We start from the raw sequence: 13,628 nt of genomic DNA on the forward strand, positions 1-13,628 counted from the left end.
TCAGTGCTCCGATCCGGTCAGGGCGAGATAGGCGTCCTCCAGGGTCGCGGTGCGGGTCTGCACCGCGTCGGGCCCGGCGATCTCGTTCACGGCGACGATCACCTGGCCCGGGACCCGGGTCTCCATGACGACCTCGCCGTTCTGCGCCTCCGCGTGGTCCACGCCCTCGATGGCGAGGGCGCGTTCGACGGTGATCCGGTCGGCGGGCACCAGGACTCGGGTGGGTGCCTTGAGGGACCGGACCAGGTTGGCGGGGGTGTCCAGCGCGATGACCCGGCCGTGCGCCATGATCGCCACCCGGTCGCACAGGGCCTCGGCCTCGTCGAGGTGGTGCGTGGTGTGGACGATGGTGCGCCCCTCGCTCTTCAGGCTCCGCAGCAGGCTCCACAGCGAGCGCCGGGCCTCGGGGTCGAGGGCGGCGGTGGGCTCGTCCAGCATGATCAGCTCGGGTTCGTGGACGAGGGCGGTCGCGATGGCGAGGCGCTGGCGCTGCCCGCCGGAGAGGTCGTCGACGCGGGCGTTCCGCTGCTCGGCCAGCCCCACCTGCTCCAGGGCGCGGTCGGCGGCGTCGGCGTCCAGGCCGTAGAGGGTGGCGACGGTCCGCAGGTGCTCCAGCGCGCTGAGCCGGGTGAAGAACGCCGAGGCCTGGGTCTGGACGCCGAGCCGCCGCAGCAGGGCGGTGTTCCGGGGCCACGGGGAGGAGCCCAGGACGGAGACGGCGCCGCTGTCGGCCCGCCGCAGGCCCTCGACCATCTCGATGAGGGTGGTCTTCCCCGCGCCGTTCGGCCCGAGGATGCCGAAGAACTCCCTGCGGCGCACGGTGAGCGACACCCCGTCCACGGCCTGGACGTCGCCGTAGCGCTTGCGGACGTCGTCGATCACCACGGCCTCGGCGGCCGATTCCACTGGCGTCATCTCTGGTTCCCTTGGTTCCCTTGCTGGGTGATGGTCGTCGCCGGTCCGGTCCCGCGGGAGGCCCGCGGGGACGGCCGGCGCGGTTCCGGGTGGCCGCGCGGTGTCCCGCGCGTCGTGGCTCCCGTCCGGCGGGGTGTGCTGAAGGCGCCTGGCGCGTGCCGCCAGGCCCAGCCGCCACAGCACGACGGCGGCCAGCAGGAGGAGCGCCGGGGCCGAGCCCGCCGCGGCGCCGTAGCGGTCCGCCAGCGAACGGGAGGCCCAGAGCAGGAGGATCGCGGCGGTGCCCGTCGACAGCGCCCCGGCGAGCAGCCCGTACGCGGTGTACACCACCCGCGACCGCGCCGGGTACGCGCCGGTGCCCGGGCCGCGGCCGATCAGCCCGGCGGCCGCCGCCCCCAGGAACGCCCGGCTGCCTGCGGCGAGTTGCTGCACGCCCAGGCCGTACCCGAGCAGTTTGTAGCCGTCCAGCGGCGGCAGCGGCACGAGGTTGGCCAGGGCGATGGCGACGCCCAGCAGCAGCATGCCGCCCAGCGCGTGGTGGGCGGGGTCCTCGCGCGGCAGCCAGGCCCACAGCGGCCAGAACGGCAGCAGGAAGACGATGTTCATGACGGGCCCGGCCGCGGCGGTGGCGACCTGGTGGCGGCGCCGGGCGAAGAACGGCACGTCCTGCACGCGGCAGTAGAGATAGGTCACCGGCAGCCGCCAGCGCAGCCCGATCTCGGTGACGGTGCCGCCGAAGGCGCGGCCCACCAGGCCGTGTGCCAGTTCGTGCAGGGCCAGGCTCACCCAGAGGACGACGCCGACCGCCATCAGCAGCACGGGACGGTGGGTGAGCTCTGTCATGTCGCGTACCAGTGTGCCGAATTGGGCGACCAGATGGATCATCATCGCGATCAACGCCGGCAGCACCGCGGCGAGGAAGTACGGGGTACGGGCGAAGGCCGTGCGCCGGTGCAGGGTCTCGATCAGCGCCCCGGCGTCGGCCACCATGCGGGTGTGCCCGTTCAGCAGCGTGGACCGGCCGGCCTGCACCCGCTGCTCCGGTGCCGGTCCGGCCGGCCCCGGCGGGGTGCCCTCCGCGCCGGCCAGCAGGTGGCGCCCGTACAGCAGGGTCAGCAGCTGCCGCCAGTGGGCGTCGCCGAGACGGGTGCCGAAGCGCAGGGCGTACGCGTCGCCGACCTCGGCCAGGGTGCGCTCCCCGTCGAGCCGGTCGAGAACGAAGAACTCTTTGGCCCGCAGCTCGTAACGGCGTCCGCTGACCGGGTCCTTGACCGGGTGGACCTCCGCCGCCCCGCGCAGCACCGCGGGACCGACGAGCAGGTCGGGACGCCGCCGCGGACGCAGCCCGAGCATCCCCGGCGCGGTCATCCCGTCCCTCCCGGCACGCCGGCGGCGCCCGGGTCCGCGTCCGCGTCCGCGTCCGCGCGGAGGGTTCGGGCGAGCACATAGGCGAGGAACGCCTCGTCCCGGATGGTCACCGAGAGCCGGTTGTTGGTCATGTGCATGTACGGGGACATGAGCATCGCCAGCGCGTGCCGCTCGTCGGTGATGCCGAACTCCTCGCCCCCGCTCCAGCGCCGGAACACCAGCTCGCCGTCGGCCGCCAGCGCCCGCACCCGCCCTGCCAGCTCGCGGCAGTGCAGCGCCCAGCCCCGCAGGAACGCCGGCAGTTCCTCCTCCGCGCCGCGCGTGACGGCCGCCCGGACGGCGCTGAAGCGGCGGCCGAGTTCCGCGCCCATGTCCTGGTAGGCACGGTCGTAGCCCTTGCGGGCGGTGAAGTTGGTCTCGGAGAACGCGCCGTCCCAGAAGGCGTGGTAGCGCTCCAGGAAGTGCGCCAGCTCCTCGTCGTCCGCCAGGAAGGACGCCGACATCACCATCATCAGCTGCGCGGCCGTCCCCAGCAGCACCGTGCGGACGTGCAGGTTCATCGAGCGCAGCGCCTCGATGACCAGGTCGCTGGAGCGCTGGAAGTGCCACTCGGCCAGGGCGACGCCGGCCGGGCCGCCGTACTTGCCGTACTCCGGCTCGTACGGCTCGAGGCTCACCGAGTTGTTGTCCCGCAGCAGCATCCGGCCGTCCGGGCCGAGCAGCTTCTCGCGCTGCTCCTGCGGGTACTCGAGCTCGAACAGGGTGTTGTAGAGGTCGGCGAGGAAACCGGCCTTGACCTCGTACAGCGCCGGGCGGGTGGTGAGGAAACGCTGGACGGACTCCAGCGCCCGGTCGCGGACCTCCTCGGTCGCCGCCTGCGACGAGGGCCGCAGCCGCAGCCGCACGTGCGGGCCCTGCAGCCAGTAGTTGATGAAGAAGTACCCCGACAGCAGCCCGTCCCCGGTCAGCGAGTCGACCAGCGGCCTGACGCAGTCCAGGAGGAGCGGTCGGGGGCTGGCCGCGTAGAAGACGTGCAGGGCCTGCCAGTCACCGGGCGCGGCGGGGCCGCCGGGGGCCGCGGCGGAGCCGGTCTGGGCGGGTGAGGTCATGCCCGCTCACCATGTCCTTCCTCGTGGGGTACGGGATGGGCCGGGCCGGTGGGGAGGATCTCCACCGCGAGTTCCGCGACATGCCTGCCCCGCTCCGAGGTGACGTGGAGGTCGTCCTCGGCCGGCAGCATCTCCTCCAGCACGACGCGGCCCGCGCGGTCCTTCACCAGGCCCTCCAGGGCCAGCAGCGACAACGGGCTGTCGAAGTCGACGTAGTGCGGCTTGGAGCCGCCCGCCCAGCCGCCGGACGCGCCCTCGGCGGGCAGGACGGTGGCGAAGGCCCGGGCGGGTACCCCGTGACCGCGCCGCCAGCGCTGCCACCGCAGGAACCAGTCGGCGTCGTCCTCCCCGGCGGGACGCCGCGGCAGCGCCGAGGCGCCGGCGGTCCAGCGGCGGCGGCTGAGCACCACGGAGCCGTACCGGACCCGCGGCCGGGTGGTCACTCCCTCGACGGCGGGCCCCTCCGGGACGCCGGTCCACACGTCGAGGGCCGTCTTGGAGGTCGGGGAGAGCAGCAGCAGGGTGCGCGGGATCTCGGGGAGCACCATCGGCACGAGATAGCCCAGGTAGAGCGGGATCACCTCCTTGCCGAGCCGCCGCGAGCGCACCACCAGGCGGTCCTCGTCCGGGTCGTGCTCCACGAGGAGGTCGTCCAGATGGATCCGGGCCTCGGGCGGCGCGGAGCCGGTCTCGCCGGGGCACAGGATCTGGTGGTCCGTCAGCCGACCGTGGAGGTTGAGGTTCGTGGTCACCGAACCCGCGGTGATCTCGGCGAACACCGCGCCGTCCGGCTGCGCGGCGCGCAGTGCCGCGAGCAGGTGCTCCGACAGTCCGGGGCCGTCGTCGGGGGTGTCGAAGCAGTGCGTGAAGCGTGTGAACGGGAAACACAGGCCGCCGTAGGACCCGTTGAGGACGACCAGGGGGTCCCCGGCGCGGTCGGCGAGCTGCACGAAGTGGCTCTGCGGGGCGAAACCCGGCGGGATCGGCGCGAGTTCGGCGGCGACCGCGTCGACGAGGTCCTCGTCGATCCGGAGCTCCGCCGCGTCCGCGTCCCGGGTCCGCCACCGTTCCCGCATGCCCTCGACGAAGGCCGCGCGGGCCCGGTCCAGCGCGGTGATCTGGGGGAGGCCGAGCCAGTTCTCCTCCGCCGCGTGGCCCTCCCGGCTGTCGTGCGGGCCACGCCGGGAGGTGAACAGCAGATACTGCTCGAACAGGTCCTCGTGGAAGTCGTGCACGAGCTTCAGCAGGTCCTCGCAGCGGCCGCCCCGGCCGTGGCGCGCCAGGAAGAAGCCCTTGAAGGTCAGCCGCTGCGCGAGGGAGACGTCGAAGGCCGGCAGGAGCCGGGCCAGGGAGCGGAGCGGGCCCTCGGCGAGCTCCCTCCACCGGCGCAGGTCGGCGGTGACGGGACCTGCCGCGGCCCGCGCGTCCTCGTACAGCAGGGTCTGCGGCAGCGTCGTCCCTGAGGCGCCCAGGGACTCCACGGCGGCGGGCAGATCGCGCCGCAGCCCGGTCAGCAGCTCGCGCCGCCGGTCCAGCGGCGCGGCGGCGTACGCGGCGACGTCGGCGGCGGTCCCCTCCAGCCGCTCGGCGAGTCCGGTGGCCCACGGCCGGCCGACCTCGAGCAGCGCCTGCTGGAAGGCCCGCAGCGGATCATGGCTGTGCACGTCCGGGTGGAGGGAGTTGAGCTGCACCATGCCGAGCTGCAGGAGCGCCGACAGGTAGCGCTCGGCCTCCTCGGCGCTCGCGCCGCGTTCGGTGCCCAGCCACGCCACCAGGTCCCGGTGGCGCAGCAGCGGCCGTTCCCGCAGCAGGCCGAGCAGGCCCTCCAGCGCGCCGCTGCGGCGCAGGAAGAACAGCCGGTCGCGGGCCGCGTCGAAGCTGACGGGTGCCGAGTCGTCGCCCGCGGTCACCGAGCGCCGTACGAAGCGGACCCGGTCGTCGTCCAGCTCCCAGCCCGAGGCGAGGGAGACCAGCAGGTCGCCGCGGCGCTCCGGATCCGCGGCGACGGCCTCGGCGAGCCGCCGCAGCACCACGACGTTCAGCCGGGGGTGACCGGTCCACCGTTCGGCGACCCGGACGTCCCCACCTGGCGCGCCGTCGGTACGGAACTCGCCGACGGCGACCCCGGTGAAGGTACTGAAAGGGCTAGTCTTGCAGGCGGTGCGGTACAGATAGGCGAGCAGCGACCGCTCGATCTTCCGGCCCCGTTTGCCGGAGGCGGCCGCGTCACCCCTGATGTAGGCGTCGAGCTGCCCCTCCAGGGTCGGCGAGGCCAGCAGCAGCCCCATGCGCAGCTGCTCGCCACCCGCCAGCTCGCGCAGCGCCGTCCGCCCCTGGCCGAACGCGGCCGCCAGCACGGCCTGCCCCCGCGCGCGCTGCTCCTCCCAGGCCTGCCGGTCGCGCAGCCAGGCCAGCAGCTCCGCACCGGTCGGGCCCCCGAGGCGGGCGGCGAGCGCGAGGGTGCCCGGCGCGTCCTGCGGGAGGCGGTTGTTGAACACGGCGCGGCGCAGGCGCAGCACCTCGCGGCGCATCCGGTCGTCGTCGCTGTCCGCGACCAGCGCGGCGAGCGGGTCGCTCAGGCGGGCGCCGGCCTCGGCCAGCCGCCGCTCCTCCGCCAGGACGTGGTCGGCCCACCGGCGGGCGTCGGGGCTGCGCAGCCGCTGCGCCGCCTCGACGGGCAGCCCGGCCAGCCGCAGCATGAAGCGCGGGGACAGCACCGCAGCCCGGCGGGCGGCGGGTCGTTCGAGTGACGTGCTCACCGCGCCTCGCCCTCCTGCCCTGCCCGGCCCGCCCGCGCGTCGCGTTCCTCCGCGGACGGCACGAGCTCGTAGCGGAAATCGGCCGGGCGGGGACGTTCGTGGCCGACGAGCATCAGCAGCAGCGGGAGTTCCCCCGTGCCGCCGAGCCCCAGCTCCTCCGCGAAGGCGACGCTGTCGAAGCCGAGCGCCACCCCGCAGGCGGTCCCCGAGGCCGCGGTGGCCGTGTAGACCGCCTGTGCGGCGGCCCCGATCGCCGCGCTGACCAGCCGGTAGCCCCGGTCACCCGCGGCGTCGAGTACGGCGTGGGTGCGGACGGCCGGGACGATCACCGCGGCGGCCTGCTCCAGGTTGTAGTTGTTGAGGAAGTAGTGGGCCTGCAGGAACGCGCCCGGCGCGCCGTGCCTGAGCAGCCGCAGCTCCGCGGCCTCGGCGTCGTACGCGTACACGCCCTGGGCGACGCCCTCGACATGGTTGACGAAGACGTACATCGAGGCGAGCCGGGGGCTCCCGGCCGGGGTGGCGTCGGTCGCCAGCGCCGCGCCCGCCTCCGCCGCCTTCAGCGCGGCGGCCAGGTGCTCCGCCGGCAGCGGGCGGATGCCGGTGAACCGCCCGAAGCTGCTGCGGCGCGCCCGCAGCGCGCGGCGCACGCTCAGCTCCATCGGCGCGGCCGGCGGCAGCGGCTGCCGCTGACCGCCCGGCGGCACCGCCGGGGCCGCCGCCCCGTCCAGCGCGCCCGGTTCCGGACGGTCCGACGCGCCGTCGAGCGTGGCCCGGTGCACCTGCCGCACCGTCTCGAAGGCCAGGACGCGGCGGGACCGTTCCTGCTCCATACGGCGGACTCCGGACGTGCCCGCCCCGGCCGGCGCCGCGGGGACGGCCCCGTCCCAGCGCAGCGGCACGACGGCGAACACCCCCTCGTCCTCGGCCTCCGCGCCCAGCAGCCGGCCCAGCCGCGGCTCGTCGAACCACAGGACCGGTTCGATCCGCAGCCCGCGGGCCTGTGCCCACATCCGCCAGGTCTGCAGCAGCGCCCCGACGTCCATGGTCACCACGTGGTAGCTGAAGCTGTTGTACTTGAAGGAGTTCTGCCAGAACTTGACACCGAGGACGAGGAACTGGTCGGTGTCCCGGTGCAGTTCCGCGTCCCCGACCGCGGCGCGGACCTCACCGGAGACGTCCCCGGTCAGCAGCCGACGTACGGCGTGGTGCGAGGGCGAGTAGTGGTAGACACCCGGTGTCATCGGGCCCGAGGCCCCGCTGACCCAGTGGACGCCCACCGGGTACAGCCCGCCGCCGGAGGCCGTGCCGCGCGACCAGTTGGCCTGGGTGTACATCGGCAGCGTGCCCAGGTCGGTGTTGGCCTGCACCGCCAGACGGCGGCCGACCAGCCCGTACGAGTCGCGCAGCATGCCGCCCAGCAGCGGCAGGCCGAACGCGCCGTCGCCGTGCGGGCCGGACAGTCCGCGGCCGACCCCGGCGTCGTCGGGGAAGTCCCCGTCGGGGAGCGGGAAACGCTCCGCCCCCGGGTAGTACTTCTCCTTCCTGGGCCGGTCCACCCAGTCGGGTACGAAGTCGGAGGGCTCCATCGCGACCCTGCCGCGCCGCATCACCGCGGTCGCGTACTCATGGGTGTGCCCCATGTCCGGTCCTTTCTGTCTGCGGCTGTTCTGCCGCTGCGCACGGGCGGCGGTTCACGGGAAGGGGTGCGGGGCGAGGTTCAGCTCCGCCGTCCGCAGGTCGCGGTCGGCGAATCCGGCCTCGCGCGGGGCGGTGCGGAGCCGGGGCATGTGCAGGGCGCGCTGGCGGTGCCAGCCGAAGTCGATGGGGATCAGCCCGGGCACGAGGACGGAGGCCGTGTGCAGGCCCACGTCGCGCTGTTCGGGCATCGTCTGGTCCACGACCACGACGTCGAAGCCGTGCGCGGTGACCGCGGCCACTGCGGCGTCGAGGTCCTCGCGCAGGTCGGCGGCCGGCGGGCGGCCGGTCCGCAGGTCGGCCACGGCCAGCGGCGGCGTCCCCGGCCGCCCGCGCCCGTCCAGCAGGAAGGCGGCGTGCCGTGCCATCTCCGGCAGCCCGTACATCAGCGGGTGGTCGTGGAGCACATGGACCGTGCCGAAGTCCGCGGCCATGGCGGCCAGCCGGTCGTGGTCCCGCTCGGTGCGGCGCCGCAGCTTGACCGCGTCGGTGGCGATCTCCGACAGGCCCGCGGCGAGCGCGGCCTCCGGGTCCCAGGCGGCCCCGGCGCCGAAGCACAGCGCCCCCGTGCCGCCGTCGACGCGTTCCGCGACGGCCGTCACGACGGGGACGGGGAAGGTGATCCGCGTGTCGAAGAACCGGGCGCGGTAGCCGTACATGGCCAGCCGGTCGACCATGTGCCGGGTCGCTGCCCGGGTGCTGGTGGCCGGATCGATCTCCGGCAGGGCCAGGCCCGCGTACCAGGCGATCAGGAAGGCGTCCCGTTCGACGGCCTCCATGAGGCCGAACAGCACGGCCTCCTCCAGACTGCCGCCGGACGCGCAGCCGTTGGAGCTCTCCTGCACGAAGCGGTTCTCCAGGCCGCCGGGCGCGTGGTAGTACGCCAGCACCTCCGGCACCAGCAGCGGACGCCGGTCGCGCAGCGAGTACCCCCACACCCACGGGATCGGCCGGTCGGGCGCGAACGGCCGCACGACCCGCTGGGCCCGGTAGAAGACGTCGGAGTAGACCCCGCACGTGCGCGGGTCGATGGCGTCGTCGCCGAGTTCCGTCAGCGGGGCCACAACGGTCGTCCGCTTGCCGCGGGCCCGCATCCCGGCGAGCCGTTCCATGCCCTCCAGGACGCCGACCCGCACGCTGCGGGCGTAACTGCCCGTGTGGCCACCCCAGTAGGACTCCCGCAGGTAGCTTCCGGAGCGCAGCGTGAAGGCGCCGACGGTGGAGGCGGTCGACGCCGAGGTGAGGTCCGGCGCGACCGAGGGCCCGAGCATGCCCGTCACCGGGTTGACGAACGCCTCCAGCGGCAGGTCGTACGCCTCGATCGGCCGGCTGCGGAACCCCGAGGGGTCCGCCTTGGGCACGCTGCGCACCGCGATGGTCGCGGCCTCGGGGGAGTCGGGGACGCGCCGGTCGCACTCCGGGCACTCGGCGTCGGGCACGACCACGGCCCGGTTGACCTCCAGGCTCTCCAGGTCGAGGAGGTGGACGACGGGGTGGCGGCCCCCGTCCGCCCCCGCCGCGGAACGCCGCCCGGCCGCGGCGACGAGGGCGGCGACGGCGTCCATCGCGAAGGCGGTGGTGAACGGCCACGGGCCCGTCGCCCCTGTGGCGGAGCCGAGTTCGAGGGCGTCGCGCAGGATGCCGGGCCGTACGGCCTGCCAGCGCCGCGCCAGACAGCGCGTGCACGCCGCCGTCCCGTCCGTGCCGGGCCCGGGCCCCACGAGCGCGTGGTGCCCGTACAGATGCACCGGGGTGCCGGGATGTCGGCGTCCCTCCCCGGCGGGGACCTCCTGCTCGTCCCGGAAGCCGAGCAGGGTGACCCGCGGCGGGGGGCCGGCGCCCGGGTGGCGGCGCAGGCCGCGGCCCAGCAGCTCCTCCACGACGCCTGCGGTGCCGGACGGCCGCACGCTCACGTCAGAGGGCATCCACGGCCCCGTGCGTGAGCAGGACCCGGGCGACATGGACACCGGCCGACCGGAGATCGGCGGAACCGGTGGTGACGACAAGGGCGTCGAGACCGCGGTCCCGCACCCGGCGCAGCACCTCGGCACCGTCGGCGGCCGCCGGTTCCCCGTCCGCTGTCTCCCCGGTGACGGCGACGGTCATCGGGTCGAGGTCGCCCAGGAACGGGTCGCCCGTGTCGAGGGGCGAGGTCAGCGCGTGGTCCCGGCCGAGCTGCACCTGCCCGAGGAGGTCGCGCAGCGCGCCGACCGCCGCGCGGCGCCGGGTCGGCGCGGCTTCGATCGCCCACGCCGGGCGACCGGTGTGCGGGTCCTCGGCGCGGGCGAACATCACGGGTGCGAGTCCGCCCGGGCCGCCGAGGTCCAGCACTTCGGCGTCCAGGCCGAGGTTCGCCGCCGAGCGGAGGAGGAAGACCACCTCCGGGTCGTCAGCGGCCCACCGCGGGGCCGTCGGCGACGCCGCGCAGCGGGACCGCAGTGCCAGCGTCAGCGTGTGGAAGGCCACCGCCGAGTACAGGGCGCGCACCGCGGCCCGTGACGGTGACGGACCCGCCGCCGACCCGGCGGAGGTCGGCACGAAGAGCCGGTCGAGGTTGTGGCCGCCGAACGTCCGGACGGCCGCCGCCGGGACGAGCGCGGTACGGGCCCCGCCCAGGGACGTGGCCGGGACCCAGGAACGCACCGACTCCGCGGTCGCGCCGGTGCCGGATGCGATGTCCAGGGCGGCCGGGGCCAGCAGCGGCCACTTCTCGCGCGCCACCTCCAGCGCGGCGCCCGCCACCACACCCCGCTGGGGGACGACGTGCTCGGCGTAGACCTCCGCGGCCCGGTACAGCGCCCGCAGCCGGGCACCCGCGACATGATGGACGTCGAACGCCGTGATCTCCCGCGGGCCGGAGTGCCCCACGGCCAGCCGGACGGTCCCCGCCTTGAGCGGGGTCTGCTCCCAGGCGTCGTCGGCGAACGCGCCGAACACCCCGGCGCGGGGGTGGGTCAGCGCGGCGCGGGCGTCGAGTGCGGCGAGCGCCTCGTCGGCGTCCGCCTCGGGCGCCATCGCCCCGGGGGCGGTCGCCGGCAGGCCGCCCGGCAGATCGTCCGTCAGGTCCGCCGCGCCGAGGGCGGCTTCGCCGGCCGGCTCCTCGTCCTCCCGGCAGAAGGGGCAGCGCGGGTGCGGGAGCAGCGGCTCGGTGACGACGTCGAGGGAGTCGAGGTCCTGCAGGACGAGACGGCCCTCGGTCTCCGGGGCCAGCACGCCGGTCACCAGCCGGAACACCTCGTACGCCAGCAGGTTGCCGAGCATGGCGGCGGGCGGCCCGGACATCCGCCCCTGCTCGGCCCGCTCCGGGTCGTCCAGGCGGACGGCGCTCCACAGGTCGGCGGCCGCGCCAGGCTCGCCGTTGGCGCCCAGGCGCAGAGCGGCGCAGGACCAGCACCCCGCCGTCCCGGCCGTCATGACCGGTCCCACGACCGCCTGGTCGCCGAAGGTCCAGGCGGGCAGCAGCCGGACGCCCTCGGGGACACCGGCCTCCAGCAGCCGCAGGGCGGCGCCCGGCGCGCCGGTCGTCAGGACCACGTCGTAGCCGGCGAGGTCGTCCCAGCCGTCGTCGCCCGTCACGTCCCATCGGACGACCTCCACGGGGCAGCCTTCGCCGTCCAGGCCCGCCACCTCGCGCAGGGCCTCGCCGAAGGGGTCGGTGCCGGGACCGGTGGCGGCCGGGAGCGCGAGCGCGGCGCAGCCGTTGCGGACCAGGCTGAGCGCGCACCACTGGGCCACCGGATCGTCGCCGAGCACCGCGACGCGGATCTCCCGGAAGCGGCGGAAGCGGGTCCCCGCCTCACCGACGTAGTGGTCGATGTAGTCGATCTGCGCGGCGAAGTGCTCGGCTACCTCGGGGGCCAGCTCGTCGAGGCCGTCACTGCCGGGGAGGACGTCGCGGGCGAAGCCCCTGCCGTACAGGGCGCCGACCAGTTCGCCCACCATGGCCCGCTGCTGGTCGCCCAGGCCCGCGCAGATCTGCTCGACGCGGTTCGTCCCGTTCAGGTGGGGGACGACGAGCGAGGCGAACCGGTAGGCCGATCTGCCCCGCAGATTGAATCCACCGTGGGCGTTATGGAATACGACGCCGTCCGGTGTCTCGGTGAAAAGAACGTCACGACGGATACGGGGATACGAATGCGCGACTTCCTCGTACGCAGCGGTCATGCCGTCATTACTCCCATTCGGGCGCGGTCAGCGGACAACGGATACCGGCGGTAACATTCCCGGAGCCGCCGGGAACGGCGATCAGGAACTGGGGGACATATCGGGACCGGACGCCTCCGTCCGCAATTCCATCGCCCCCCGGGCGAGAATGCGGAGCGAGTCGTGCATTCGGTAGTGGCCGTCCGGCCCCTCCTCCAGCAGGCCGGCCCCGATGAGCGTTTCCAGGACCTGGGCGGCGCCCCGGGACAGGAAAGAGCTACCGGGTGCGGGATCCGCCGGGGCGATATCGGAACGGGCGGCGGAATGGTCTCGACCATTGGTGCCGGAATGCGGGAGGAAACGTCCGGGAGGGCCGGCCGACAGGTCGTCGCCGCGCAGTACCGCCAGCTCCAGCCGTTGCAGGGCGGGCCCGGGGTCGACCCCGAGTTCCGTGCGCAGGTACTGCTTGACCACCCGGTACTCGCTCAGCGCCTCGGCGCGCCGGCCGGTCCGGTGCAGGGCCTGGACCAGCTGTGCCCAGAAGGGTTCGTGGGCCGGATGGGAGCGGGCCACCGGCCACAGCTCCGCGAGTACCTGGCGACACCGGCCGAGCGCGAGCTCGATGTCGAAGACCCGCTCCATGGCGCGCAGGCGCTCCTCGGTCAGCCGGGGCACGACCTCGCGCTGCAGGATGTCGGAGTGGATGTTGGCCAGCAGCGGGCCCTGCCACAGCGCCAGCGCGGCCCGCAGGATGCGCAGTTCGCGCTCCGGGTCCGGTGCCTCCTCCGCGCCGCGCAGCAGGTCGCGGAAGGCGATCAGGTCGAGCGAGCCGGCGTCCGCGCCGATCCGGTAGCCGCCCGGGACGGCCTCGATCAGGGTGCCGGCGATGCCGTACTTGGCGAAGAGCTGCCGCAGTCGCTGCACGCACGTGTGCAGGGCCGACCTGGCGGAGACGGGCTGCTCCTCGCCCCACACCACCCGCTGCAGGAATTCCGCGGACACCGTGGAATTGGGATGTAAAAGGAGCGCCGCCAGGAGATTGGCGGGCTTCGACGGCTGCAGTGCGACGACATTGCCACCGCCCGCCAGCCTCACCGGTCCCAGCATGAGGAACTTCGGACTTAATTCGTCCGAATCTAATAAGTTGATCGGTCCGAGGTCACCGGACGCTTCTTGGACATGGTCGACAGATTGCTTTTTATGCATTTCCGCCCACACTCCCCGCTGACGCCCGCGAACGTATCACGCACACGAACTCGTCACAAGGGGATCGCAAGCCCTGCCCGGGGATTGCCGCGACAGCGTATGCACCATTTAACCTAAAACATCTACGCGTGTCGACCCAGAGGTGCGCAAAATTCCGCGGGGCTCTCCCGGCGGACTTCGGGCATTGCTCCACGAATGTGCGGAAGTCGGTGCGGAGCGGCGCCCCGGAGCGGCGTCCTTTCGTGCCGCCGCACGGTCGGCCGCCCCCGGTTCGGCACCGGCCTGCCGGACGGTCCGCCGCCGCAGGGGGCGTACGCATGAGGCTGGGTGGCGTAAAAGTCGAGCACATCGGGTATGGAGGGGTCCGTGGGCGTCCCGGACACGGGACGACTGCGGGCCACGCAGTCGGCGTGGCTCGTCAGCTGGAACGTGA

Annotated in this window: 7 protein-coding genes; all 7 read right to left on the reverse strand. The window is 74.3% G+C overall.

Going from position 1 to position 13,628, the window contains the following annotated elements; translation table 11 throughout:
• Entirely contained in the window at nt 1-915 is a 915-nt protein-coding gene (locus ACWDAS_RS27100) for an ABC transporter ATP-binding protein (RefSeq protein ID WP_450396075.1), read from the reverse strand.
• A gap of 1,364 nt (nt 916-2,279) precedes the next feature.
• Nucleotides 2,280-3,392, reverse strand: a complete 1,113-nt coding sequence (locus ACWDAS_RS27105; RefSeq protein WP_450395823.1) for a lantibiotic dehydratase C-terminal domain-containing protein — start codon at nt 3,390-3,392, stop codon at nt 2,280-2,282.
• Complete coding sequence (locus tag ACWDAS_RS27110; RefSeq protein ID WP_450396078.1) at nt 3,389-6,091, reverse strand: lantibiotic dehydratase; 2,703 nt, start codon at nt 6,089-6,091, stop codon at nt 3,389-3,391. The genes ACWDAS_RS27105 and ACWDAS_RS27110 overlap by 4 nt, the downstream gene beginning before the upstream one ends.
• Nucleotides 6,092-6,147: 56 nt before the next feature.
• Nucleotides 6,148-7,791, reverse strand: a complete 1,644-nt coding sequence (locus tag ACWDAS_RS27115; protein WP_450395825.1) for a SagB family peptide dehydrogenase — start codon at nt 7,789-7,791, stop codon at nt 6,148-6,150.
• A gap of 51 nt (nt 7,792-7,842) precedes the next feature.
• The gene (locus ACWDAS_RS27120; RefSeq protein WP_450395828.1) at nt 7,843-9,771 is read right to left on the reverse strand and encodes a TOMM precursor leader peptide-binding protein; all 1,929 of its coding nucleotides are present in this window, start codon (nt 9,769-9,771) and stop codon (nt 7,843-7,845) included.
• Complete coding sequence (locus ACWDAS_RS27125; protein ID WP_450395830.1) at nt 9,761-12,010, reverse strand: TOMM precursor leader peptide-binding protein; 2,250 nt, start codon at nt 12,008-12,010, stop codon at nt 9,761-9,763. Before ACWDAS_RS27125 ends, ACWDAS_RS27120 begins: the two co-directional genes overlap by 11 nt.
• Before the next feature lie 81 nt (nt 12,011-12,091).
• Nucleotides 12,092-13,195 carry an AfsR/SARP family transcriptional regulator gene (locus ACWDAS_RS27130; protein ID WP_450395833.1) on the reverse strand — a complete coding sequence of 368 codons (1,104 nt, stop codon included), beginning with the start codon at nt 13,193-13,195 and terminating at the stop codon, nt 12,092-12,094.
• Between the last annotated feature and the right edge of the window lie 433 nt (nt 13,196-13,628).

The sequence above is a fragment of the Streptomyces sp. NPDC001070 genome (assembly GCF_053598835.1).